This is a genomic window from Bacillus sp. N447-1 (assembly GCF_022701035.1).
Classification (GTDB): Bacteria; Bacillota; Bacilli; order Bacillales; family Bacillaceae_G; genus Bacillus_A; species Bacillus_A cereus.
Genome location: NZ_CP065509.1, coordinates 354,382 through 379,549 on the forward strand (window position 1 = coordinate 354,382; position 25,168 = coordinate 379,549).

The following is a 25,168-nucleotide window of genomic DNA, read 5'->3' on the forward strand; positions in this document are numbered from 1 at the left end:
AAGTATGAATGTAAACAAACAATTTGATGGAAAATAAAGTTTGGTTATTTTATGAAAATGTAAAAGCCATTTCCTTTATTGGATTTGGCTTTTCAATTTTAAACAGTATGAATTTGAAAAGATTATATTAAGATAAAGAATTAAAATATAATGATACAAAATACTTATAAAATTATTCGTGTTTTAGAAAAATAATAAGAAAAAGGTGTTTAAAATAGAATCATTTTCATTAACAGTTCAAGTTTTGAAGAATAGTGCATACAATATAAAGTGTTTTCCTTTCTTCATTTAAGTTTTACGTATATAATTTAAAAGTACTATTTTTATTTTATTATTTTATATTTATAACAGAATAGAGGTTTAAAAATGGGTGTTAAAATCATTACGGATAGTGCGGCGGATTTACCAGTAGAATTGCTGCAAGCATATGATATTGATTTAATTCCACTCCGTGTATATGATGAAGCAGAAACAGAGTATTTAGATGGAGTAACATTAGAGTCAGTTACATTATTGCAAAAAATGAGAGAAGGCGCTGTTTATAGAACGTCATTGCCTTCACTTGAAACGTTCCAAGAAAAATTTGTTTCTTATGCAAAAGAAGGTAATCCTTGTATATATTTAGCTTTTTCATCTGAACTGTCTGGTACATATCAATCATCAGTTGTCATTAAAGAGGAAGTAAAAGAAACATATGCTAACTTAGATTTAGAAATTATTGATACGAAATGTGCTTCGCTTGGTCAAGGTCTTGTCGTTTTAGAAGCTGCTAAAATGGCAAAAGACGGCGCATCAAAAGAAGATATTTTAAAGCGTGTTGATTTTCTAATGAGCCATATGGAACATATCTTCACTGTAGCTGACTTACAGTACTTAGTGAGAGGTGGACGTTTAAGTAAAGTCGCAGGATTTATCGGTGGTTTACTAAACATTAAACCGATCTTAAACGTGGAAGAAGGAAAACTTGTACCACTTGAAAAGGTACGAGGGAAAAAGAAAGTATTAAGCCGTATTGTTGATATTATGGAAGAACGTGGTAAAGACCTTAAAGGTCAAACAATCGGTATGACTCACGGTGACGATTTAGAAACAGCGGAAGCATTAAAATCATTAATTACGGAAAGATTTGGCTGTGAAGTATTTATCGTAAATACAATTGGTGCAGCAATCGGTGCACATACAGGACCTGGCGTTATAACGTTATTTTTCTTAAATGAAGTAGAGTAAAGGATTGATCTTTTGATCAATCCTTTTTTATTTTTTAATCTGTGATAATCGGTCGATATGGTATTGATGAAGATAAAATCTTTGAAGTTTTCCTATATCAAATGCAATCTTGTAGAGGGATTATTTTTTATATGTGTAATGATACTTAATGGTAGAAGAAAAGAGTATAAATAAGAATATATTTATAGGAATTTAAATATTTGAAGATATCAAAATTTTTCCATTTCATATATAATTGTGTGTGGAGAAATATCTGTAACTATTTGTAAAAATAGGAGGTGGCTATAAAAATGCAAGAAAGTGCTAGATGGGATTTAAATCGCTTGTATTTGAATGAGGATATTCTATTTCCGATTTTGGAGTTGAAAGAGCAATATTTTGTAACAAAAGATGTAGAGATTCTTTCAAAGCTTATACAAGTTATTGAAAAAGCAGAATACTATTTGTACTGTCGATCGGTTGAAGAAAGTGTTCCATCTGACCTTACTAAATTGACCGTGAAAGTGAAGGAACTAAAAAGTGAATTACAGCAAGTAATAAAACATAATGAAGTGGAAACTTCAGATAATACTAAGTTAATAAAAGATGAACTTAATGCGTGGGAAAATATGTACATACAATTACGGGATAGGATAGAAATAGAGCACAATAATAAACTATTATCCTTTGGACAAGCAAATACTATTGCAATGAATAGTGATAATGAAAAGGAAAGATTAGAAGTATTCGATTCATTAACATGTGCTTTACATAAGGAAAAAGAAATCTTTGCTACTGTATTAAATCAAGTAGGGAGATTGCGTAATGCAAAGAGTGATGAAATAGAAGATAGAGAGATTTTAACACAATCTTTTCATGCGAATGGCATTTCAGAAACTGTATTATTCCAAATGTGGAATGCGACAGAAGAAAACCTTGATAAATTAGTAAGTGCTTTAAACGTGTATAAGAAAGGGAAAGCTTCGATTACATGGCATGAACTTATGACAGTAAAGGAAAGTAATGAGGTCATGATTCCTTTTTCAGTAGCAATACAAAACGTTTATGATGCATGGAAGAATATTGATGAAGAATTAGCAGAATTTGCACGTAATGCGATAGAAAGTGGTTGGGTAGATGCTGAACCGAGAGAGAATAAACCACCAGGCGGGTTTTGTGCTCCATTTTTCAGTGAGAAAGAATCGCGAATTTCCATTCGTTATGATGGGAGTATAAATAGTGTAAGAGTGCTCGCTCATGAATTAGGACATGCTTGGCATTTTTATAATATGAGTTTTGAACAATCTACATCTTTTTTAGATGATTATTTGCCAATGAGTACGGCTGAATCAGCATCTATTTTCTTTGAAACGGTACTCTTAAATTATCTAATTGAAACAACGGATAGTAAAGATACGAAAAAGTCATTACTTAGCTGGAAAATAAGAAATAGTTTTAATTATGTAATGGCAATACGAGCATCGTATCAGTTTGAAAAAACATTTTATGAAAAATGTAAAGAGGGTCCTTTAAGTGCTGATGAAATTGAGAAATTATCTATAATTGCACAAAAAGAAGCTTATGGAAATGCTTTAAGTGAATACCAGCCGTTTGTATGGATGAAATATATTCAATTTTATATAGCAGATGTTCCTTTTACAATTATCCATACACGTTTGGATATTTAGTAAGTTTTAGCTTATTAGAAATAGCTCAAGAAGGTAAAAGTACTTTTCATTCGAAATATAAAGAGTTCTTACGAGAAACAGGAAAGGCTTCAGTAGAGGAGCTTATGAAAAACATTTTGAAATAGATATAAGAAATTATGAATTTTGGAATAAAGCTTTTATTCAAATTTCTAAAGACATTGATGAATATTTGCAGCTTATATAAGGGGAGAGTACAGTGGATCAGCAATTTATAAAAGGTATACCTTTTTCAACTTTAGAATATGCAAAAGCTATAAGTTTATTAAAAGGTTGGTTATATGAACAACAAGAGAAACCAAGGTTTGTAGTAACTGCAAATCCTGAAATTGTTATGTCTGCAAAGGAAAATACGGAAAAATCAAAGGAGTTTAAAAAGATGTTACTATCTGCGGATTTAATAACAGCGGATGGGATTGGTGTCATAATTGGCTCGAAAATATTAAAAGGAACTTTGAAAGAACGTGTTACTGGGGCGGATTTAACTCACGATTTAATAAAATATTGTAACGACAATGAATATCGTGTCTTTCTTTTTGGAGCTGCGCCAGAAAGTAATAAAAAGGCATTAGAAAAATTAAATGAGCAGTTCCCAGGAGCACAATTTAAAGGACAGCATGGATTTGTAAATGGTGAAGAAATAGAAGAAATAAAAATGAAAATTAAGCAATTCAAACCGCATTTATTACTTGTAGGACTAGGTTCACCAAAACAAGAAGAGTTCATTTATGAAAACATACAAACATTAAACGTTCCGCTATCTATTGGTATCGGAGGAATGATTGATATAATATCTGGTACTGTAAAAAGAGCACCGAAAATAATGAGGGATACTGGAACTGAATGGCTGTATAGGTTACTCTCACAGCCGAAAAGATTAAAGAGACAACTTGTACTTCCGAAATTTTTATTGTCGGTTATGTCAGAGAGGATTAAAGGGATTAATTAATAAAGGGGACTACATACATGAACAGAACCGGCATTATCGGAGCAATGCAAATTGAAATAGATTTACTTTTAGAAAAGCTAGTAATACAAGAAGAACAGACAATAGCGGGAATGCCATTTTATATTGGAGAATTCATGGGAACAGAAGTAATTATTGCACGTTCTGGTGTAGGGAAAGTAAATGCAGCTGCATGTGCGCAAACATTAATTCATAAATTTAATGTAGACTCTATCATCAATACGGGCGTTGCTGGTGGATTACATCCAGATGTAAAAGTTGGTGATGTAGTTATTTCAACGAATGTTACCCATCATGATGTAAGTAAAAATCAAATGAAAAAATTATTCCCGTTTCAAGAGGAGTTTATTGCAAGTAAGGAATTGATAGAGTTAGCACGTAAAGCATGTAACAGTAATAGTTCAAATATTCAAGCTCACCAAGGAAGAATTGTAAGTGGTGAATGTTTTGTTGAAGATTCAAAGTTAAAGGCAAAATTAATAGACGAATACGCACCTCATTGTACAGAAATGGAAGGTGCAGCAATTGGACATGTTGCCTACATAAATGATATACCGTTTCTTGTTATACGATGTATTTCTGACAGTGCAGATGATGAAGCTCAAGTTTCTTATGATAATTTCGCGAAAACTGCTGCAAATTATTGCTCAGAAATTATTATTGAGATTCTTAAAAATATATCTGGTAAAACTATAGTCCAAAAGGAGAGATAAGAATGTTACAAGCATTAATTTTTGATATGGATGGAACATTATTTCAAACAGATAAAATTTTAGAATTATCGTTAGATGATACTTTTGATCACTTAAGATCACTTCAATTATGGGATACGGTAACACCGATTGAAAAATACCGTGAAATTATGGGTGTGCCGCTACCGAAAGTTTGGGAAGCTTTATTACCGGAACATTCTATTGAAATAAGAGAACAAACAGATGCATATTTTTTAGATAGACTAATTGAAAACATAAAAAGCGGAAAAGGCGCTTTATATCCAAATGTAAAAGAAATATTTACATATATAAAAGAAAATAATTGTTCCATTTACATTGCTAGTAATGGTTTGAAAGAATATTTACGAGCAATCGTAACTTATTATGCTTTAGACAAGTGGGTGACTGAAACGTTTAGTATCGAACAAATACAATCGCTAAATAAAGGTGACTTAGTTAAAAGTATTATGAACAAATATGATATAAAAGAGGCAGCCGTAGTTGGTGACCGGCTATCTGATATAAATGCAGCGAAAGACAACGGTTTACTGGCAATTGGATGCAATTTTGATTTTGCGCAAGAAGATGAACTTGCTCAGGCTGATATAGTAATAGATGATTTAATAGATTTAAAGCGGATACTGCCTGCTGTACAGAGATAAATAAAGTGTGTGCATTTTTTTCGAGTCCTATATGTCTTATTTTATGGAGGGGAATATGCTTAAAAATATTTTTAAAATTAGTAATATTCCTGCGGTTTTGTGGGGAGATAAGAGTGAAAAAATTTTTATTGCAGTACATGGAAATATGTCAAATAAGGAAGATGCAGTTATTCAAATAGTAGCTGAAGAAGCCGATCGAAAAGGTTATCAAGTATTAAGCTTTGATTTACCTGAGCATGGAGAAAGAAAGAATGATAACACTCCTTGTAAAGTACAGTTTTGTGTTAATGAATTATCTATAATTATGAACTACGCAAAAGAACATTGGAAAGAAATAAACGTGTTTGCATGTAGTATGGGAGCATATTTTAGCCTTTTAGCTTTTCAAAATGATGTGATAGAAAAGGCATTATTTTTATCACCAGTAGTTAATATGGAACGAATTATAGAAAATATGATGAAATGGTTTAATGTAACACCGGAGCTTTTACAAAAAGAAATGACTATAGAGACACCTATTGGTCAAAAGTTATATTGGGATTATTTATGCTATGTAAAAGAGCATCCTATTAGTACATGGAATACAGATACATATATTATGTACGGAGCTAAGGATGAACTGTGCGAATTTGAAACTATTAACTATTTTACAAAAAAACATCGTTGTGAATTAGAAGTTATGGAGACGGGTGAACATTACCTTCATACTGAAGAACAGTTAAAAATATTTGAACAGTGGTTACACAAACATATCGATTAACAAATTATAATTTAACTTATACTTGCTAGAGAAGAATGGTGAATTTATAAACTGATATTATATTTGAGAGACATTATAAATGTATATGTATTCATTTAAGTAAACAGGTGCTTTAGTTCAATAAGAATTACACAACTTTAAAGAGCCTTACCACATACTAGATTGTAGCAAGGCTCTTATATTTTCATAATAAAATTAATTAACTGTATTATCGATTTACATATGAAGTGAATTATATGCATACTATGAATTAAATAGTAACAACCATAAAAATGCTCAGAATAAATGATTCTCGAGCATTTTTATGTATTTTCGTACTTAGGGAATGGACTTGAAAGATATACATATTCAACAAATAGAAAATTTAATGGAATATGAATTCAGTCATCTCGTTCAAGACAGTGAAGAAGAAGGGTTTAATTTCCTTATAAGACTAATAAATGGATATAAAAACAAAGTAAATGTATTCAATAAAACTGGAGAATGTTTATATGGTATTTTTCAAGGTGATATGTTAATTGGAGTTGGAGGTTTAAATGAGGATCCGTACACAAAAGACAATAAGATTGGGCGGTTAAGGAGATTTTATATTTCAAGGGATTATCGGCGTTTAGGGTTAGGGAACTTATTATTAAACCAACTATTATGTCATGCGGAAAAGTATTTTGAAGTGATTGTTTTACATACTGACACGAAGCAAGGGGATGTGTTTTATACTGCGAATGGATTTGTAAAAGGGGGATTATATAAGGGATCGAGTCACTACAAACTATTATAGAGATTGCTATCCAAATAATAGCTACGAACAGGTTTTTTGTTGGTAAATCGATATATCTTAAAAATCGCTGATATATGAAGTTGCGATCCTTATATTAAAAACCAACTTTTATAATTTCATTTACTAAATTGTTATTATAAAAAAGAGCACCTTAGCTTTTAAAATTTAGCTTATAAGGTGACTCCTTTTCAGTCAATTACGTTTTAACCTGCATTTGTTTCAATAATAATCCTGGTTTACCTTTTACATAATAAAAATGCGGATTATTTTCATCATCATAAAGCATAATATAAGGCTTTTCATTTAGTGGGAGCAGTATAAGTACTTCGTCTATTGTAGTGTGTAACCATTGATTAGTAATAGAAACCGGCTTAGATAATGGGATTTTTATCATATAGCCATCTTTTGGAACGACATTTAAGTTTTTAAATGGACCAGTAATTGCTTTAGCGTATTGAACTGCTTCTTTTTGGATTACTGGATCTAAAGATTGTTTTTGAATGACCATTTCTTTTTGACAATCAAATACTTCAATTTGTTGATTTGTATTTGCAAACACATTTGTTGATAATAGAAATAAAAGAAGAGAAATGACCCCGATTTTTTTTATCATAATACAACACCTCAACATTACTATCCCCTCAAAAGCTTTAAATATTTTTCTGTCACATTCATGTAACAAAGATGTTGTATGATACAATTGGTTTTTGTTTAAAAGCAATGGAGGAAAAAATATGAAAGTATTAATTGCAGATGACGAACAAGATATGTTAAGGATTTTAAAAGCTTATTTTGAAAAAGAAGGCTTTGAAGTATTATTAGCGAAAGACGGAGAGGAAGCACTTCAAATATTTTATGATGAAAAAATTGATTTAGCTATTTTGGATTGGATGATGCCAAAACATAGTGGTATTACTGTCTGTCAGGAAATAAAAAAGAATTCAAGCGTGAAAGTATTAATGCTTACGGCGAAAAGTGAAAGCGAAGATGAATTAGCAGCGCTTCAAAGTGGGGCAGATGAGTACGTGAAAAAACCATTTCATCCAGGAGTACTAATTACGCGAGCGAAAAAACTTATTCAGCACGATGATATTATTCAAGTACAAGATGTAAAGATAAATTTCGCCAAAAATAAAGTATATAAAAATGATATAGAGTTAGAAATTACAAAAACAGAGCTCGAATTAATAAAATGCTTTTTAAATCATAAAGGAACGATTTTAACTCGTAAAAAATTGTTAGACATTGTATGGGGATTTGACTATTTTGGAGAAGAGAGAACGGTTGATACACATGTAAGAAGGCTGCGTAAAAAAATTGGAGAAGATATTATTAAGACGCATCGTGGGCTGGGTTATAGTTTGGAGGAACAAAGTGAATAAACTTGGGAAAAAGCTATTTCTCAGCATTTCTTTAACCGTTATTCTTATATTTACAATTTCTTTATTATTAATTAACTTTCTCCTGCCGAAATATAATATTTATAAAACACGTGAAAACTTAAATGAATTTACAACTCAAATACAAAATGCGCCAGTCAATGATTTAGAAGATGTTATTCATACAATTGAAAGTGAAAATAATGTTACAATTGCGTATACGCCAATTAATCAGTCAGAAGATGCTATGAACGACGCGTTACGCATGCAACTTACGAAAAAGAAAGTAACGTTAAATAAGCTTTGGATTACGAAAGACGAAGTTATGAAAGTGAAGACGGAAGGGCAATCGAATAAACTGTACGATCAAGGAAAGGTAAAAGCGAGTTTTTTTGCTAAATATATTGCGAAAGATGATACGATAATTTTAATTGGGACTTCCATTGCGAATTCAAATGAAATTATAAATACGTTAAATACATTTTACTTATATATCCTATGTTTCTCGCTCCTTCTTATTATTTTACTTGTGTGGATACTTTCAAAAATAATAACGACACCACTGAAAGAGTTAAGTGATGTGGCTCAGGATATTTCACATTTGCAGTTTAAAAGAACGAAAGTGAAAACGAATGATGAAATAGGAGAGTTGGCCAATAGTATTAATATCATGAGTGAAAAACTACATGAAGCACATCAAGACTTAACTGATCGTAATGAACATTTAAAACGATTTATGGGTGATGTAACGCATGAATTAAAGACACCGATCGCATTAGTAAAAGCATACTCTATGGGGATTAAAGATGGATTAGATGATGGGACTTATGTAGATACAATTATTAAACAAACAGATCAAATATCAAACTTAATTGAAGAACTATTACGATTTTCTAAACTAGAAAGAGATATTTTACAAAAAGAAGAATTCCCCATTGAACCACTGGTTCAGAGTATATTAGATAAGCATCAGATTGAACTGGATTCGAAAGAAATTAACTTGCAAGTAAATTGTAATGCGGGCAATACAATCGTTTATGCAGATTTAAATAAAATGAGAATGGTGTTTCAAAATTTAATTTCTAATGCGATAAAATATACAGCAAATCAAAACATAATAATTACATTAGAAGATAGAAATAAAAGTATATATTTCCAAATAAAAAATGGCATTCCTACGGATAAAATTAAGGATATCGAGAAAATCTGGGAGCCTTTTTACGTACTAGAATCTTCTCGTAGTAAAGAAAAATCAGGTACAGGATTAGGACTAGCGATAGTGAAAAGTATTTTAGAAAGGCATGGTTTTGAATATGGAGTTTGCTCTATAGATGGAGAAATTCAATTTTATATAAATGTGAAAAAGGACTAATGAAAATATTAGTCCTTTTTGCAGCTTTAGAGATTAGCGATATAGGATGAATCACCATAATTTTCGAAATTGATGTATTAAATGGAGAATTAGCAAATGTTCTACTTTCATTAAATTCACGTGAAGTTCACAGGAAAACGTTATATTTACATAGTTATATTTGAATTTAATGAAGTGAGGTATTCAGATTTGAAAAGAAAGAAATTAGTAATTGGTAGCATTTTAATGGGTATGACGTTATCTTTATCTGCATGTGGTTCATCAGATAATATTGTAACGACAAAATCAGGAAGCATTTCAGAAAGTGATTTTAACAAAAATTAAAAGAAAACTACGGTAAACAGAATTTATCTGAAATGGTAGTAGAAAGTATTACATGATAAATATAAAGTTACGGATGAAGAGGTAACGAAACAACTAAAAGAATTAAAAGACAAGATGGGCGATAATTTTAATACATATATGGAATCCAATGGTGTGAAAAATGAAGCTCAGTTGAAAGAGAAATTAAAGCTTACTTTTGCTTTTGAAAAAGCTATTAAAGCAACCGTAACGGAAAAAGATATTAAAGATCATTATAAGCCAAAGCTTCAAGTTAGCCATATTTTAGTAAAAGATGAAAAGACAGCAAAAGAAATTAAAGAAAAATTAAATAGTGGCGAAGATTTCGCGGCATTGGCTAAACAATATTCAGAGGATCCAGGTTCTAAAGAAAAAGGTGGGGAACTATCTGAATTTGGACCTGGTATGATGGTGAAAGAATTTGAGGATGCTGCGTATAAGTTAGAAGTTGGTCAATTGAGTGAACCTGTTAAATCTTCTTTCGGATATCATATTATTAAGCTAACGGATAAAAAAGAGCTTAAACCGTATGAGGAAGAGAAAGAGAATATTCGTAAAGAATTAGAACAGCAACGTATACAAGATCCTCAATTCCATCAACAAGTTACTAGAGATCTGCTTAAAAATGCAGATATAAAGGTATCTGATAAAGACTTGAAAGATACCTTTAAAGAGTTAGAAAAATAATAAATGGAATGTAAGGCAATCGATAGAAATATTGGTTGTCTTTTTCTCTATTTATCCCGCTATTTGCCGGGCAGTAAGACCCCACCTCAAAATTCAGCGAAAGCAAAGAAGTGGCCCTGCTGATCGTAAACGTCCAATTGGTGAGGGTTGATTAAAGTTTCACTTTATAAAGAAGGTGGGAGTGGGAAAATAATTTCACACCTCCATTAAATTTTACTTAATAAGAAATCTTTGAGTTTCTCAACTTTTATATAAAAATAAAACTGAATTTTCAGTTATTTTGTTATATAGTAAAAGAGAACGAATAAGGGGAGGGAATATTTTGAGTAAAAAGAAAATGGCAATTACACTGTCAGCAATGCTATCTGCAACAATTATACCTAGCTTTACTATGGATGTGCATGCAGAGAAGAAGGAAGAGACTAAAAATACGAAAATTGAATTAGAAAATGGGATGACAAAACCGATTTATTCTCTCGATGAAGCTATTATCGAAAATTTATATGTAGAGACAGAAGTTGATAGTGATCAAGACGGTAAGAAAGACAGAGTATCGATAAAAGTTATGCGTCCAAAGACAGATCCGAATGTGAAAGTTCCTGTTATTTATGAAATGAGTCCATATCGATCTGGATTAAAAGATGTTCCTGTATATAATGTAGATGAAGAATTGTATGCGTATGAAGGAAAACCGTATGGAGCGATTAATCTTGGTTCGTATGGGAACTATTACGTGCCAAGAGGTTATGCAGTTATTTTAGGCGAAAGTATCGGTACTGGAAAATCAGATGGATGCCCTACAACTGGAGATGAACAAGAGATACTCGGGACAAAATCTGTTATTGATTGGGTAAACGGTCGCGCGAAAGCATTTACAGAACAGGGTGAGGAAGTTCAGGCAAATTGGTCTACAGGCAATGTAGGTATGACTGGAGTTTCTTATAATGGTACATTACCAAATGCTGTTGCGACTACTGGAGTTGAAGGTTTAAAAACAATTATTCCAATCGCAGCAATTAGTAGTTGGTATGATTATTATCGTGCAAATGGTGCAGTCATTGCTCCAGGCGGATATCAAGGAGAAGATACAGATAATATGGCAGAAGCAGTACTGACAAGGGAAAACCCTGAAGTTTGCGGACAAGTTATAAAAGAGTTAACGGCTGGACAAGACCGAAAAACAGGTAATTATAATGATTTTTGGGATAAACGTAACTATGTAAAAGATGCTAAAAATGTAAAAGCGAGTGTATTTGTTGTTCATGGTTTAAACGATTGGAATGTTAAAACGAAACAGTTCGCGCAATGGTGGGAAGCACTTGGAGAAAATAATGTTCCGCGTAAAATGTGGCTACACCAAGGTGGTCATGGTGGGACATCAAGTAATAACTGGCAGCAAACACAAAATAAATGGTTAGATTATTGGTTGTACGGAATTGAAAATGGAATTATGGATGAACCAATGGTTGATGTGCAAAGAGAAAATAAAACGTGGCAAAAGATAAAAAATTGGCCAGATCCAGCAGCTGTACCTTCAAAAATCCGTATGTATTTAAGCAATAAATCAGTCAATTTGCCACTAAGTATGGGATCGGCTAATAAAGTTTTCTCATTCTTAGATGATGCACAAATAAAATCAAACCAATTAGTAGCAAACCCAGAATTAGAAGTAGCAAATCGATTAGTATATACAATGCCTGTACTGCAAAAAGATACGCGTATAAGTGGTACACCAAAGATTTCAATTACAGGAAATATTGATCGATCTGTATCAAATTTAACAGCGTTACTTGTTGACTATGGAGGAGCGAAGCCGGAAATCGTAACGAGAGGCTGGATGGACCCACAAAACGTAAAGAGTATAGAAAATTCAACAGCGATTCAACCGGGCAAAGATTATACATTCACATGGGACATGCAGCCAGATGATTATGTATTTAAAGCGGGGCATCAAATCGGAGTGGTTTTAATTGCAAGTGATTATGATTATACAATTAGACCGAAAGCTGGTACAAAACTTACTGTGAAATTAAGTGAAGTGACATTGCCGATTGTGAAATAAATATTTTTTCTAAAGAGCTTACTAAAGTAAGCTCTTTAATTTGTAGTCTGAATTTTTAATTTTTATGTTTCAAATTGGAAGGTTATGTAATACAATATCATTATATTCTATGGAAAGTGAGTGATATATTATGACAGTCAGCTCTTTCGAAATCTCATTAAAATTAGAGGTACAGGAAGATTAGTTGAATTGAAATCTTCCGTACGTAAAAACGGAGGAGAAAATAAATGTTTAGCTTTTATAGTACACTTTGTACGGAACTGTATGATTACACAAAACCAGTCGGTTATTCTTTAAATGGTGATATTGAGTATTACAAAGAACGTTTAAAAGATTGTAGAGGAAGAATCCTCGAAGCTGCAGTAGGTTCAGGGCGTGTCATCATTCCGCTTCTAGAGGCTGGTTTTAAAGTGGATGGGATAGATTATTCACCTGAAATGCTAGATTCTTGCCGTAAGCGCTGTAAAGAGAGAGGCTTACATCCTAATTTGTATGAAGGAAGCTTGCAACAATTTTCACTTCCGCATAAATATGACGCAATTATCATTCCTACTGGATCTTTTTGTTTAATTGAAAATCGTGTGGATTCTATAAATGCATTAAAATGTTTTTATGAACATCTTAATCCAGGTGGACGATTAATTGTAGATATTATGCTCCCGCATAAATGGAAGACTGGGGAAATTCATACATCGACTTTCTCTTTGCCAAGCGGAGACGGAATCACATTAGAAAATAAATCAATTGAAATAGATTGGCTGAACCAAGTTACTGTATCATATTTGAAATATGAAAAGTGGAGTAAAGGACAGTTAGTACAAACAGAATTGCAACGCTTTGCGCTGCGCTGGTATGGAATAGAAGAGTTTATACTTCTTTTAGAAAGTATAGGTTTCTCAAACATTACTCGCTCTACTGAATATGTTTATGAAAAAGAACCGTCAAATGCAAATCAAACGATTACTTTTGAAGCTGTGCGAAAAGAATAGAACTAAAACTATGAATAAAAAATAAGGCAATCGTTTTAAAATCGGCTGTCTTATTTTTTATTTTATGTAATGGTTTATAGAGAAAGATTGGGGGAAATAAATGAAACTTATATTAATATTTGGCCCACAAGCAGTTGGAAAAATGACAGTGGGGCAAGAATTAGCAACATTAACCGGTTTAAAACTTTTTCATAACCACATGACAATTGATTTAGTAAGTCCAATTTTTGATTACAGTACGAAAGAAGCAAAAAGACTAGTAAGTTTATTTCGTAATGAAATATGTGAAGAAGTATCTAAAAGTGATTTATCTGGAATAATTTTTACGTATATATGGGCATTTGACCTCCAAGAGGATTGGGATTATATACATCATGTAGAAAATATTTTTGAATCAAAAGGTGGGACAGTGTATTTTGTAGAGCTGGAAGCGGAATTAGATGAAAGATTAGAACGAAATAAAAGCCCGAATAGATTAGAACATAAACCGAAAAAAAGAGATATTGAGTGGTCTGAAAATAATTTGAAAGAAACGATGAAAATGCATAGATTAAACTCTCTTCATGGTGAAATTGAAAAAGAAGAGTATATAAAAATTAATAACACGTATTTGAGTGCAAAAGAAGTAGCGGAAATGATTAAAGAGAAGTTTCAATTGTAAAATTCCCGAAGTCTATTTCGTTTCTATTGTCCAAGCATTCTCCTACTAATTACATATACTATTTATGTTAAAATCGGTCACTATTTTAGATGGTGCTATTTTAATATATATAACTATGCAGGGAAGAGGGGAGAATAAATTTGGAAAACGTAGAACAAGATAGAATTGAAAATCAAGTGTATTCAAATCGTGTAGTAAGATCAGAATTTGATGCGAATTGGGAAACTTGTATATCAAAGAGTGGTTATGTAATTTATGTAGCAACAAGTAATAATGCTGAAGTAATAGTGCTTCTTGCAGATGGTTCAAGTAAATTATTAATTTTCGAAAAAGGCGGTAAAGTAGTTGTAGGTGGCGGTGGAACAAGTCATTACAGTAAGCCGCATATTGCAAGAAATATTTAAGATAGAGCATGTTAATTAAGAAGAAACTAGAAAACGGTTGTCATTCATGTTTAGGGCATGATAGACGAACCGTTTTTTATTTGTTTATAATTTTAGAAGAACTTCATTGATTACAAATACATCAGGATGAGCAGCGAAATTAGAAGAAAACTTGGCGGGTAATGGTACAAAATATTATGTACATTTGCAAGAATCTTACAGCGATATAAAAAAGCATTTCCTATTTGGGGAAACACTACTTCTATGTTATAGTATAATAGTGTTTTTAGATGGTACTATTTTAATATATCTATAATTTTGTTATGTATTATTTTCATATTAAATTAGCACCTAAAGTATTTTTATATAAGGAGTAGTAATTAGAGAAATGAAAAATATAGACTTTATACTAGAAAGTGACGAAGCATTAAAACCGTCTGAACGATTAGTACTATTATTATTAGAGAAGCATAGAATGTTATATACGAACGATCTATTGGCATTATCAAATTTATCATATAAAACATTAACAGATTCATTAACGGCGCTAGTTTTAAAATCGTATGTGTTAAAGGAAACAGGTAAGGAAGAAGACAGAATTGCTATAGATTAGTATGATAAGGCAGCTGTTTTAGAAACTTTTACATATGTTTTTCAATTGTAAGGTGAAATTGTATTTTTGTTTTCGAACGAAAAACTTACTATAAGAGGGGCTAAGATAGTAGTGTTTCATTTTTGTAAATATAATTATTCTATCATTGAAAACACAAAAATAAAATAAACCGCATAAAACAGAAATAAAAAAACAATCCATTTTTAAAATGGATTGTTTTTTATTGGAATAATATTATTTGATATGTTGAAAGCATAAATAGCAGAATAAACATTACCTGTTTTAGTTCATGCAACTGAACAAATATGATGAAAACTATGTGTATAGTTTTTTGCTTGCTTTTCAGTCACTCTAATGAAATCATGGTCTTCATTGTTTAAAGGCAGTATTTTTAACATTATTGCTATTCAGCATTAAGCACAAAAAGTGATATATAATATTATTATGTAAACTTAAGGTTTTAAAAGGAAAATATAATAATGAATAGAACATGTAGAAGGAGATGCTTAAATATTTTGAAGGATGGGAGATTATTATGGAGCATTTACAATCAATAGCACAAGCTGTTATAAGTGGTAATAAGGAAAAAGTAGTGAAGTTTATAAAGGCGAGTCCAAGTATTGTTAACGAATGTAGTGAAGATGGATGGACACCACTTCATTTAGCAGCTTATTTTGGACAGAAAGAAATAGCGAGTTTTCTTTTAGAAAGTGGTGCAGATATACATAGTAGAGCGAAAAACGAAAATGAAAATACGCCTTTGCAAGCAGCAATTGCGAACAAGCAAAGTGAACTTGTTGCTTTCTTAATTGAAAAAGGATTAGATGTAAATATTATGCAAAGTGGTGGCTGGACAGGACTTCACGAAGCGGCATTATTAGGAAATGAAGAAATAATTATGTTACTCCTTAAAAATGGAGCTAATAAGATGATAAAGAAAAATGATGGGAAAACAGCGTATGATATTGCATTAGAAAAAGGATATGATCATCTATTACATCATTTGAAACAGGAAGTGAACTTATGATGAATAAATGGAGTGTTGGTATATTTTTATTTAATGAAGTAGAAGTGTTAGACTTTGCAGGGCCATTTGAAGTTTTTTCTGTAACTGAGGTGAATGAGGAAAAACCATTTACTGTTTATACAGTTAGCGAGAATGGGGAAATGATTACAGCAAGGAACGGATTGAAGGTACAGCCAGATTATAGTATTGAAAATTTACCACCAGTGGATATTTTAATAATTCCGGGTGGGCTAGGTGCTAGAGAATATGAAATAAAAAATGAAATAGTAATAAAATGGATTCGCCAACAAATGAAAGAAGTAAAGCTGATGACTTCAGTTTGTACAGGAGCGCTATTACTGGCGAAAGCAGGTTTACTGGAAGGTTTAAAAGCAACAACACATTGGGCTAGTATTGAAAAGTTTAAAAATGAGTTTCAAAATGTTGAAGTTATAGAAAATGTAAAGTTTGTAGATGAAGGACATATTATAACATCTGCCGGAATTTCAGCTGGAATTAATATGGCATTTCATATTGTGAAAAACTTGTTAGGTGTGCATGTTGCGGAGGACACAGCGAAGCGAATGGAGTATGATATTAGTTTCCCAAATTAAAAAGCCCGAATTGGGCTTTTTATATTGAATGAATATAGTTAAGCTCTTCATCACTCAACATAGGGCGAACAGATGCATTTGCATTTTCTTGTGCTTGTATTCCTGTTTTGGCACCAGGAATTACAACACTTACTGCCGGATGAGAGAGTACATAGCGAAGTGCAAGTTGCCCTAAGGTCTGATTTTTATTTGAGAGCAACCGAAGTTTCTTTACAGTTTGTAAGTCTTCTTGAAACCAAGTTTCATTTGGCCAATCTTTGCGTAAATCTCCATCCGGAAAAATTGTTTTATTTGTGAATTTTCCAGTTAAAATGCCCATTTTTAATGGACCACGAATAACAGCTCCTAAATTTTTCTCTTGTAAAAATGGTAATATATCTTTTTCTGGTTTTCGATTTAATATATTGTAATCAAGCTGTACGATATCAATTTCGTTGTTGTTATTGAAATGATGAATGTATTGTAAATCATGAGTCGAAACACCGACTGCCCTTACTTTTCCATCACGTTTTAATATGTCAAATGCACGTAGAAATGCTTCTGTTTCTCTACGATTATGCCACCAAATATGACAAAAATAAAGATCAATATAATCTGTTTGAAGACGTTGTAAACTTGTTTCAAATACGGCGATGATTTTTTCGGGAGTATCATATACAGGAACTCCATTAGGGTCGTAGTGGTGTCCGATTAAACCACCTTTCGTTGATAGGATAATATCATTACGATGTCCTTTAATCGCGGTAGCCACCAACTTTTCACTATGTCCTAAACCATACACATCCGCAGTATCAATAAAATTCACACCACACTCAATTGCTTTTTTTATAGCAGTTATAGATTGTTTATCGTTAACAGGTCCCCATTCATCACCACCGATTGCCCATGCCCCAAAACCTATTTCAGAAACAGTTATTCCAGTTTTACCTAATGTGCGGTAATGCATATTTCTCCTCCTTGTAAGCATGTTATAACATGGATATGTGGGGTAAGAATTTTGTGTGTGAAAAAACTCTTCTACAATAGTAGAAAAAGAATTACAGAAACTACTATTTTATAGCAGCATGTATAAAAAAAAACGGTGTAAATGTAGAAATGTCGTCGAATGCTATCTTTAATTGGTTAATTTATGGGATATTTTTGTGAAGGAGTTTATTTTATAAGAATAGAATTTAGTTTAGTAAGAAAACGTGCCGATGGTAGTGAAAAATATGGGTTAGGGGGATTTGAATGAGGAAACTCAAACGAGTAAATGTTCCTAATATACCAGAACAATCATCACAACCTAGTGACAAGCGTAAGATAAATAAAAAGAAGTTAAGGCGTCTTATTTTAATGGTCCTTTTTATTGCAGCAACTACTCTGTACGTTCAATATATTTTAACGAAACAACAAGAAGTAATTGATAAAAAGAAAGATACGATTACGGATCAAAAGAAACAATTAGTATCTTTAAAGAAAGATAAAGATTCTTTAAAGACTAACATAGAAAATTTAACAGACGATGAGGAAGAAATTTTGAAGTTAGCGAGAAAAGAGTATCAATTTTCTAAGTCAAATGAAACTATATTTGTGATGCCAAAGTAATAAAAAAACAGTTAGCCATTGAACTGCACCTCCAATTGTTAGGCAGCGTCTAACAATTGGAGGTGCAGTTTTTTATGTATGAATGTCATGGTACAAGGAACAATCACATATTGTAAAAATGAAGAGTTTAAGCTGTTTTCATAAATATGGAATATACACTAAAATAAATGTTGTTAAAATTCTGTCAATTATATTATAATACAAGGTAAGCGGATACATTTTTTAATCAACGTTGAGTTCCTCGCTCATACGACTATTAAGAAACCCGTTATCCTCGTATAAGAAAGGAAGATAGCTGTGTACGCTTCAAATACAATTTATATCGTAGGGGATGCGAAAGCACCTCAAAATAATCCCATTACTGAAAAGTTTAAAAGCTATTTCGTAGCATTTATCCTTGTTAAGGATACAGGGGAAATTGTAGATGCAGACTGCTCAGCGACAATTGCATTAACATCTCAATTTGTTAAATATTTATTTCTACATAAAAATATAAATGACCCGGCGTTAGTAATGGAAGTAAAGAACCGATATTTCGGTTCTTCTCAAAAAGCGTTACTTGTAGCGCTAAAAGATGCACAGAAAAAATATAATCAGCTTGCTGCTTTGTCTACTCAATCATAGACAAAATCCAGCCGTAAGAATCATTCTTATGGCTGGATTTTTTTATTTCACATTATCGTCCTACATTAAAAGTAAACGAAAATAAAGTAGAGAGATAGGAGAGTAAATGCCCAATGGGTTTACCTAATAATCCGTGGGTATAAATCTCCGGTGGATTAAAATTTCACTTCATTGGAGAACGAAAGGATGAACAAAATGAAAATTACAGATGTAAAAGTAAATCGTAGACGTGTAAAACTGCATACACCGTTTAAAACCGCGCTTCGTACTGTAACCGAAATTGAAAGTATAGATGTTTATATTCATACAGACGAAGGAGTGATTGGTAAGGGGGCTGCAGCCGCAACGCCAGTTATTACGGGGGATTTCACCAGCGGAATGGAAGAAGCGATTTTAGGGCCGATGCGTTCATGTTTAATTGGTCAAAATATCATTCAATTTCAGCAGTTACTACAGCGCATTCAAATGAGTTGTATTGGAAATTCAAGTGCGAAAGCAGCGGTAGATATCGCTTTATATGATGTATATTGCCAATATCAAAATGTGCCGTTATATGCATTGTTAGGCGGGAAGAAAGAAATTCATACCGATATTACAGTGAGTGTGGATGAGCCTGTATTAATGGCAAAAGAAGCGAAGAAACATATAGAAAAAGGATTTCAAATATTAAAGATTAAAGTGGGTAAAGAGGCGCATTTAGATTTGGAACGTATTGAGGCAATTCGAAATGTGGTACCAAGAAATACGACATTACGTTTAGATGCGAATCAAGGTTGGAGTCCAAAAGAAGCGGTTTCTATCATTCAAGAGATGGAAAATCGTAATTTAAATATAGAATTTATTGAACAACCAGTACACGCGAAAGATTGGGATGGGTTAAAGTACGTCAAAGATCGTGTGCAAACGCCAATTATGGCCGATGAAAGTATATTTTCAGCAAGTGACGCATTAAAGCTCGTTCAAGGAAGATATGCAGATTTCATTAATATTAAATTAATGAAATGTGGTGGCATACGTGAAGCATGGCGTATTGCTGATATCGCAGAAACAGCTGGTGTGAAGTGTATGGTGGGCAGCATGATGGAGTCTTCACTTTCCGTTAGTGCTGTTGCGCATTTAGCGGCAGCGCATCCTAATATTCATTATTTTGATCTTGATGCACCGCTTTGGTTAATGGAAGAGCCAGAAGGAATGACTTATTCTGGATCAAAGGTAAACCTTCAATCGACAGTGAATAGTAAATCTTAGGAGAAGAGACAAGTAAACTATCTTTTAAGGGGGATATATATGAAAAAAGTAGGAACTGCATTTTTAACAACTTTATTTATATTTTCATCGTTTACATCGGCAAATGCTGAAGAAAAGAAGGATAATAAAGCATTTATAGATGTATCTGCTGCAACGTTATGGACAGCACCTGATTCATTAAGACCAATCGATACACCGAGTGCAACAAATCCAGTGGATCTATGGAAATGGACGAAATCAATGACACTTGACGAGAAACTATGGTTAACAAATGCAAATAAATTAGAAACACAAGCTTTACTCGGTCAAGAAGTAACTGTTATTGATAAGAAAGGTGAATGGGTGAAGGTATTAGTGCATGGACAGCCAACACCACGAAATGAAGAAGGTTATCCGGGCTGGATGCCTGAAAAACAATTAACATATAATCAAGAATTTGCAGATAAAACAAATGAACCTTTTGTCTTAATAACTAAACCAACAGCGATTTTATATATAAATCCTTCTGAAAAACATAAATCACTTGAAGTCAGTTATAATACAAGACTGCCGCTATTAAGTGAAGACACAATTTCATACCGTGTATTGTTGCCAAACGGTCAGAAAGCATGGCTACGAAAAAATGATGGAACAGTTTACCGATCTCAAACTGATATTCCAACTCCGGCGGCCAATGATTTAATTAACACAGGGAAAATGTTTTTAGGCTTACCGTATATATGGGCTGGTACAAGTGGTTTTGGATTTGATTGCTCTGGCTTCACACATACGATCTATAAATCGCACGGCATTACAATTCCGCGAGATTCTGGACCGCAATCAAGAGCAGGGGTTGCAGTTGATAAAGAAAATCTACAAAAAGGAGATTTAATTTTCTTTGCACATGATCAAGGGAAAGGTAGTGTCCATCACGTTGCAATGTATATTGGTGATGGCAATATGATTCACTCACCAAGAGCTGAAAGGTCGGTAGAGATTATACCGCTAAATACACCAGGATATATAGAAGAATACGCTGGTGCTCGTCGTTACTTACCTTAAAAATAGAAGGGGGTTTTTAAATGAAAAAAGTTATTCGTTACTCATTAGTTAGTACTCTATTAGTTTCTTCATTTTTAGTTGGTTGCGCAAAAGAAAAAACTGCAACAAAGCCGAAAGATGAGAAGAAAGTATTACAGTTACTAGAAACAGGTGAAATTCCGTCGTTAAATTCAGGGAAAGTAACAGATGCGGTCTCGTTTAACGTTTTGAATAACGTAATGGAAGGACTATTCCGTCTATCGAAAAATGATGAAATAATTGAAGCCGGCGCACAAAAATATGAAGTGAGTAAAGATGGAAAAACATATACATTCCAATTGCGTGATGCGAAATGGTCTAACGGAGAGCCAGTAACCGCTCATGATTACGTATACGCTTGGAAGCAATTGATAAATCCAGATACTGCTTCTCAATATGCATACATTGCGTACGATGTAAAAAATGCTGAGAAGATAAATAAAAAACAACTAGGTCTAGATGAATTAGGAGTAAAAGCGAAGGATGATAAAACATTCGTCGTAGAGCTAGAACATCCTGTACCGTATTTTACGAAATTATTAATTTTACCATCCTTCTATCCAATTAACGAAAAATATGCGAAAGAGCAAGGTGATAAATATGGATTAGAAGCAAATAAAGCGGTATATAATGGACCGTTTACATTATCAGAGTGGAAGCATGAAGCTAGCTTTACAATGAAGAAAAACGATAAGTATTGGGATAAAAAAGAAGTGAAGTTAGATGAAGTAAACTATCAAATTGTAAAAGAAATTTCAACTGCGGTAAATTTATATGAAACAGATAAAGTTGATAGAGCTGTTATTTCTACAGAATTCGTAGATAAATATAAAAATAATAAAGAGCTAAAACAATATACAGATCCAGTTATGTACTTCTTCCGATTTAATGAAAATGTACCGATTCTTAAAAATAAAAATGCACGTCTTGCGCTAAGTACAGTTTTTGATAAGAAGGGACTCGCAGATTCATTTTTAAATGATGGATCGGTTGCAGCAAACTATTACGTACCAAAAGGATTTTTAAAGGGACCAGATAAAAAAGATTTTAGAAGTACGGCAGGTGAGTTTAATAAAACTGATGTAAAAAAAGCGAAAGGATATTGGGAAAAGGCAAAGCAAGAAACAGGTACAGATGAAGTGACGTTAGAACTATTAAATTATGACTTGGAAAACTTTAAAAAAGTTGGAGAGTACATTAAAGAGCAGCTTGAGAAAAACTTACCAGGATTAAAAGTGAATGTGAAATTACAACCACATACGCAAAAATTAGCACTTGAGAAGAAGAAAGAATATGAAATGTCGTTATCACGCTGGTTACCAGATTATCCAGATCCAATGACTTACTTAGAAGTATTCCTTTCTGGAAGTAGCGTCAATAATACAGAATATGCAAACCCAGAATATGATGCGTTAATTAAGAAGATTAAAACAGAATTAGGTAATGATGAAAAGGCTCGCTGGAAAGCAATGCAAGAAGCTGAAAAAATGCTACTTGATGATGCAGTAATTGCACCGGTATTCCAGCGCGGATTATCTTACTTACAAAAACCATATGTGAAAGATTTATATGTACATCAATTTGGTCCAGCTATAAGTTTAAAATGGGCAGATGTACAAAAATAAAAGAATGGAGAAACAGACTTCATGTATGTGATAGTCTGTTTTTCTTATTTAAAGTTAGAAAAATAGTTCATGGTATAATTTATTAGTCTGTAAACAGTATTTGGAGGGGAAATGATGTCTATGTTTGAAGAAGAGAAAGTAATTTATACAAAAAGATTATTTATGAGGAAACCAATTGTAGAAGATATTAATCAGTTTTATAACATATTAAAAAAAGATACTGTTGGCAAATGGTTGGCTAAATCAAGAGGAATGTCGAAGGAAGAAACAAATGATTATATTGGGCAACTTATCTTACATTGGGAACAGTATGACTTCGGGGTATGGTTGTTATTTAATAGTGAAACAGGAAAGCTTTTAGGACATTGTGGTTTAAGAAAGGTAGATGAAACAGGTGCAATAGAAATTATGTATCTCCTTGACCCAGAACATTGGAGGAATGGGTATGCATTAGAAGCAGCAGAGGCTTCCATTAAATATGCAATAGAGACTTTGAATGTAACAAGAATAATTGCTAGAGTTAAAGTAGCAAATGAGAGCTCGAAAAAACTTTTACGAAAGCTCGGGTTTATATATACTCATGAAGTTAATCATAGCGGGCGTTTATTATCATATTTTGAACTTCATACATCATCCGAAGAATTCTAGACATTTCATATGTTTTTTATTGTTAAAAATAAAATTATTACTAAAATTCCAGTGTGAAATTTATGTAGAATCTTGTATAATTAACATGTTTCTATGGAAACATTTTCTTGCGCTATTTATATAGGGCTTAATAGAACAAGGAAGGAAATACATACATGTATATAATAGATAAATAGAATGGAACATGTATAGAGACAAAGGAGAGAAAAGATGACGTGTCAAAAACAAGGGTTACAATTTAATAACGATAGAAAGAGGGACAGAAGATGAAAATGAAGCATGCTTTTGGTCCTATAATTTTAGCATGTGTGCTTTTTTTCATTATCATTCTAATCCCATCGAAAAGTTTAGTATCGCTTATTAGTGATAAGAAGGTAGAAGATGCGGCAACTTCTTTACAAAAAGAGAAATTACAAAGTGTTTTCTTACAGCAAAAAATGTTAGAGAATTCACAGTATTTACCGATGTACGGTTCATCAGAATTTTTACGAATGGATGCATATCATCCGTCTAATTATTTCAAAGTAAATCCAGCTGGTTTTACACCGTTTTTAATTGGAACTGGCGGTACACAAAGTTTAGCTCATATTTTAAATATGACATCTACTATGGATGAATTAGAAGGTAAAAAAGTAGTCTTTGTTCTTTCACCACAATGGTTTACAAAGACTGGTGTCTCACAAGGGGATTTCACTAATAATTTCTCCAAACAACAAGCATATCATTTTATTTTTAATGATAAGATAAATCCAGAAATGAAAAAGCAAATCGCGAAACGGCTATTAGATTATAAAGTTGTTCAAGAAGATGATATATTAAAAATTCATTAGAAGGTATTGTATATAATGATACGAAACATAACATAAAAGCAGGTTTAGTTAAACCACTTGCTTATATGCATCGAAATATTTTAGATCATAGAGATATATTTAACTCTTTATTTAAAATCGAACCGATGAAGGAGAAAACAAATATCGGACTTCGTTCAATTTCTTGGGAAGACGCACGTAAACACGCAGAACAAGAAGGGAAAGCTGAGTCTACTACAAATACATTCGGAATTGAAAATCCGTATTATCATAAGAATAATCTGAAGAAAAAACTAAAAGGTTTAAAAAACTTTAGAGCAAATGAAACATATGATGAATCACCAGAATACGATGATTTACAAATTATTTTAGAGTTATTTAAAGAGAAAAATGTCAAACCACTCTTTATTTCTGTACCTGTAAATGGGCCTTGGTATGATTATACTGGCTTCCCGAAAGAACGCCGTGAAGTGTATTATAAAAAAGTTCGAGAACAGGTTGAGAAAGCAGGATATCCAGTAATTGATTTCTCTGGTCATGAATATGATAAGTATTTCTTAAAAGATACGATTCATTTGGGCTGGAAAGGTTGGATTTATTTTGATGAAGCAGTGCAGAAATTTTATTCTGAGAAATAAAGTATAGAAATCGGAATGGCTATGAGCCGT

22 protein-coding genes and 4 pseudogenes are annotated in these 25,168 nt (G+C 32.5%); 24 read left to right on the forward strand and 2 right to left on the reverse strand.

From position 1 onward, the window contains the following. Positions 1–366: 366 nt before the first annotated feature. The 7 genes and pseudogenes from IQ781_RS01735 (at position 367) to IQ781_RS01765 (ending at position 6,792) form a co-directional block, all read left to right on the forward strand. Positions 367–1,227 (forward strand): DegV family protein, encoded by an 861-nt coding sequence (locus tag IQ781_RS01735; protein WP_000538278.1) that lies wholly within the window; start codon positions 367–369, stop codon positions 1,225–1,227. Between the two features lie 290 nt (positions 1,228–1,517). Then, positions 1,518–3,099, forward strand: a pseudogene (locus IQ781_RS01740) (M3 family metallopeptidase). Positions 3,100–3,111: 12 nt separating this feature from the next. After that, positions 3,112–3,861, forward strand: coding sequence for a WecB/TagA/CpsF family glycosyltransferase (locus tag IQ781_RS01745; RefSeq protein WP_000372664.1), 750 nt, complete (start codon positions 3,112–3,114; stop codon positions 3,859–3,861). A 17-nt stretch (positions 3,862–3,878) separates the two neighbouring features. Next, positions 3,879–4,592: a 5'-methylthioadenosine/adenosylhomocysteine nucleosidase gene (locus IQ781_RS01750; protein ID WP_001082284.1), complete on the forward strand. Its 714-nt coding sequence runs from the start codon at positions 3,879–3,881 to the stop codon at positions 4,590–4,592. Between the two features lie 2 nt (positions 4,593–4,594). After that, on the forward strand, positions 4,595–5,254 hold the full coding sequence (locus tag IQ781_RS01755; protein WP_000938422.1) for an HAD hydrolase-like protein: 660 nt from the start codon (positions 4,595–4,597) through the stop codon (positions 5,252–5,254). Positions 5,255–5,309: 55 nt separating this feature from the next. After that, complete coding sequence (locus IQ781_RS01760; protein WP_000916629.1) at positions 5,310–6,014, forward strand: alpha/beta hydrolase; 705 nt, start codon at positions 5,310–5,312, stop codon at positions 6,012–6,014. Between the two features lie 331 nt (positions 6,015–6,345). Next, the gene (locus IQ781_RS01765; protein ID WP_000651682.1) at positions 6,346–6,792 is read left to right on the forward strand and encodes a GNAT family N-acetyltransferase; all 447 of its coding nucleotides are present in this window, start codon (positions 6,346–6,348) and stop codon (positions 6,790–6,792) included. Between the two features lie 196 nt (positions 6,793–6,988). Here the strand turns inward: IQ781_RS01765 and IQ781_RS01770 are convergent, their stop codons facing one another. After that, the gene (locus IQ781_RS01770) at positions 6,989–7,405 is read right to left on the reverse strand and encodes a hypothetical protein (RefSeq protein ID WP_000591778.1); all 417 of its coding nucleotides are present in this window, start codon (positions 7,403–7,405) and stop codon (positions 6,989–6,991) included. A 121-nt stretch (positions 7,406–7,526) separates the two neighbouring features. Here IQ781_RS01770 and IQ781_RS01775 point away from each other — a divergent pair, with 121 nt between their 5' ends. From IQ781_RS01775 to IQ781_RS01820, 10 genes and pseudogenes are all read left to right on the forward strand, one after another. Continuing rightward, positions 7,527–8,174 carry a response regulator transcription factor gene (locus IQ781_RS01775; protein ID WP_000865977.1) on the forward strand — a complete coding sequence of 216 codons (648 nt, stop codon included), beginning with the start codon at positions 7,527–7,529 and terminating at the stop codon, positions 8,172–8,174. Continuing rightward, positions 8,167–9,543, forward strand: a complete 1,377-nt coding sequence (locus IQ781_RS01780; RefSeq protein WP_059303740.1) for a sensor histidine kinase — start codon at positions 8,167–8,169, stop codon at positions 9,541–9,543. The genes IQ781_RS01775 and IQ781_RS01780 overlap by 8 nt, the downstream gene beginning before the upstream one ends. Positions 9,544–9,732: 189 nt before the next feature. After that, positions 9,733–10,572, forward strand: a pseudogene (locus IQ781_RS01785) (peptidylprolyl isomerase PrsA). 322 nt (positions 10,573–10,894) lie between these two features. After that, on the forward strand, positions 10,895–12,634 hold the full coding sequence (locus IQ781_RS01790) for a Xaa-Pro dipeptidyl-peptidase (RefSeq protein WP_000038291.1): 1,740 nt from the start codon (positions 10,895–10,897) through the stop codon (positions 12,632–12,634). Between the two features lie 227 nt (positions 12,635–12,861). Beyond that, positions 12,862–13,623 carry a class I SAM-dependent methyltransferase gene (locus IQ781_RS01795; protein WP_000490911.1) on the forward strand — a complete coding sequence of 254 codons (762 nt, stop codon included), beginning with the start codon at positions 12,862–12,864 and terminating at the stop codon, positions 13,621–13,623. 100 nt (positions 13,624–13,723) lie between these two features. Then, on the forward strand, positions 13,724–14,284 hold the full coding sequence (locus IQ781_RS01800) for an AAA family ATPase (RefSeq protein ID WP_063220348.1): 561 nt from the start codon (positions 13,724–13,726) through the stop codon (positions 14,282–14,284). 140 nt (positions 14,285–14,424) lie between these two features. After that, positions 14,425–14,688 (forward strand): hypothetical protein, encoded by a 264-nt coding sequence (locus IQ781_RS01805; RefSeq protein ID WP_000432423.1) that lies wholly within the window; start codon positions 14,425–14,427, stop codon positions 14,686–14,688. 367 nt (positions 14,689–15,055) lie between these two features. Beyond that, positions 15,056–15,285, forward strand: a pseudogene (locus IQ781_RS01810) (hypothetical protein). Between the two features lie 530 nt (positions 15,286–15,815). Then, entirely contained in the window at positions 15,816–16,307 is a 492-nt protein-coding gene (locus tag IQ781_RS01815) for an ankyrin repeat domain-containing protein (protein ID WP_000400680.1), read from the forward strand. Beyond that, positions 16,304–16,900, forward strand: a complete 597-nt coding sequence (locus tag IQ781_RS01820) for a DJ-1/PfpI family protein (protein WP_000981423.1) — start codon at positions 16,304–16,306, stop codon at positions 16,898–16,900. Before IQ781_RS01815 ends, IQ781_RS01820 begins: the two co-directional genes overlap by 4 nt. Positions 16,901–16,919: 19 nt before the next feature. Here the strand turns inward: IQ781_RS01820 and IQ781_RS01825 are convergent, their stop codons facing one another. Next, the gene (locus tag IQ781_RS01825; RefSeq protein ID WP_000559360.1) at positions 16,920–17,846 is read right to left on the reverse strand and encodes an aldo/keto reductase; all 927 of its coding nucleotides are present in this window, start codon (positions 17,844–17,846) and stop codon (positions 16,920–16,922) included. A 284-nt stretch (positions 17,847–18,130) separates the two neighbouring features. Here IQ781_RS01825 and IQ781_RS01830 point away from each other — a divergent pair, with 284 nt between their 5' ends. From IQ781_RS01830 to dltD, 7 genes and pseudogenes are all read left to right on the forward strand, one after another. After that, entirely contained in the window at positions 18,131–18,487 is a 357-nt protein-coding gene (locus IQ781_RS01830; protein WP_001228738.1) for an FtsB family cell division protein, read from the forward strand. A 297-nt stretch (positions 18,488–18,784) separates the two neighbouring features. Continuing rightward, entirely contained in the window at positions 18,785–19,111 is a 327-nt protein-coding gene (locus IQ781_RS01835; protein WP_000271313.1) for a DUF3870 domain-containing protein, read from the forward strand. Positions 19,112–19,297: 186 nt separating this feature from the next. Then, positions 19,298–20,359: a dipeptide epimerase gene (locus IQ781_RS01840; RefSeq protein ID WP_053082644.1), complete on the forward strand. Its 1,062-nt coding sequence runs from the start codon at positions 19,298–19,300 to the stop codon at positions 20,357–20,359. A gap of 39 nt (positions 20,360–20,398) precedes the next feature. Then, a complete protein-coding gene (locus IQ781_RS01845; RefSeq protein WP_000755417.1) occupies positions 20,399–21,400 on the forward strand; it encodes a C40 family peptidase in 1,002 nt (333 codons plus the stop codon). Between the two features lie 20 nt (positions 21,401–21,420). Beyond that, positions 21,421–23,043 (forward strand): peptide ABC transporter substrate-binding protein, encoded by a 1,623-nt coding sequence (locus IQ781_RS01850; protein WP_139846756.1) that lies wholly within the window; start codon positions 21,421–21,423, stop codon positions 23,041–23,043. 114 nt (positions 23,044–23,157) lie between these two features. Beyond that, complete coding sequence (locus tag IQ781_RS01855) at positions 23,158–23,691, forward strand: GNAT family N-acetyltransferase (protein WP_000061617.1); 534 nt, start codon at positions 23,158–23,160, stop codon at positions 23,689–23,691. A 266-nt stretch (positions 23,692–23,957) separates the two neighbouring features. Beyond that, a pseudogene (gene dltD / locus IQ781_RS01860) lies at positions 23,958–25,138 on the forward strand (D-alanyl-lipoteichoic acid biosynthesis protein DltD). Positions 25,139–25,168: the final 30 nt, after the last annotated feature.

What these genes read in the sequence shown, in the direction of transcription:
- IQ781_RS01735 (WP_000538278.1), top strand. Translation starts at nt 367, where the DNA reads ATGGGTGTTAAAATCATTACGGATAGTGCGGCGGATTTACCAGTAGAA.
- IQ781_RS01750 (WP_001082284.1), top strand. Translation starts at nt 3,879, where the DNA reads ATGAACAGAACCGGCATTATCGGAGCAATGCAAATTGAAATAGATTTA.
- IQ781_RS01755 (WP_000938422.1), top strand. Translation starts at nt 4,595, where the DNA reads ATGTTACAAGCATTAATTTTTGATATGGATGGAACATTATTTCAAACA.
- IQ781_RS01760 (WP_000916629.1), top strand. Translation starts at nt 5,310, where the DNA reads ATGCTTAAAAATATTTTTAAAATTAGTAATATTCCTGCGGTTTTGTGG.
- IQ781_RS01770 (WP_000591778.1), bottom strand. Translation starts at nt 7,405, where the DNA reads ATGATAAAAAAAATCGGGGTCATTTCTCTTCTTTTATTTCTATTATCA.
- IQ781_RS01775 (WP_000865977.1), top strand. Translation starts at nt 7,527, where the DNA reads ATGAAAGTATTAATTGCAGATGACGAACAAGATATGTTAAGGATTTTA.
- IQ781_RS01795 (WP_000490911.1), top strand. Translation starts at nt 12,862, where the DNA reads ATGTTTAGCTTTTATAGTACACTTTGTACGGAACTGTATGATTACACA.
- IQ781_RS01800 (WP_063220348.1), top strand. Translation starts at nt 13,724, where the DNA reads ATGAAACTTATATTAATATTTGGCCCACAAGCAGTTGGAAAAATGACA.
- IQ781_RS01815 (WP_000400680.1), top strand. Translation starts at nt 15,816, where the DNA reads ATGGAGCATTTACAATCAATAGCACAAGCTGTTATAAGTGGTAATAAG.
- IQ781_RS01820 (WP_000981423.1), top strand. Translation starts at nt 16,304, where the DNA reads ATGATGAATAAATGGAGTGTTGGTATATTTTTATTTAATGAAGTAGAA.
- IQ781_RS01825 (WP_000559360.1), bottom strand. Translation starts at nt 17,846, where the DNA reads ATGCATTACCGCACATTAGGTAAAACTGGAATAACTGTTTCTGAAATA.
- IQ781_RS01830 (WP_001228738.1), top strand. Translation starts at nt 18,131, where the DNA reads ATGAGGAAACTCAAACGAGTAAATGTTCCTAATATACCAGAACAATCA.
- IQ781_RS01840 (WP_053082644.1), top strand. Translation starts at nt 19,298, where the DNA reads ATGAACAAAATGAAAATTACAGATGTAAAAGTAAATCGTAGACGTGTA.
- IQ781_RS01845 (WP_000755417.1), top strand. Translation starts at nt 20,399, where the DNA reads ATGAAAAAAGTAGGAACTGCATTTTTAACAACTTTATTTATATTTTCA.
- IQ781_RS01850 (WP_139846756.1), top strand. Translation starts at nt 21,421, where the DNA reads ATGAAAAAAGTTATTCGTTACTCATTAGTTAGTACTCTATTAGTTTCT.
- IQ781_RS01855 (WP_000061617.1), top strand. Translation starts at nt 23,158, where the DNA reads ATGTCTATGTTTGAAGAAGAGAAAGTAATTTATACAAAAAGATTATTT.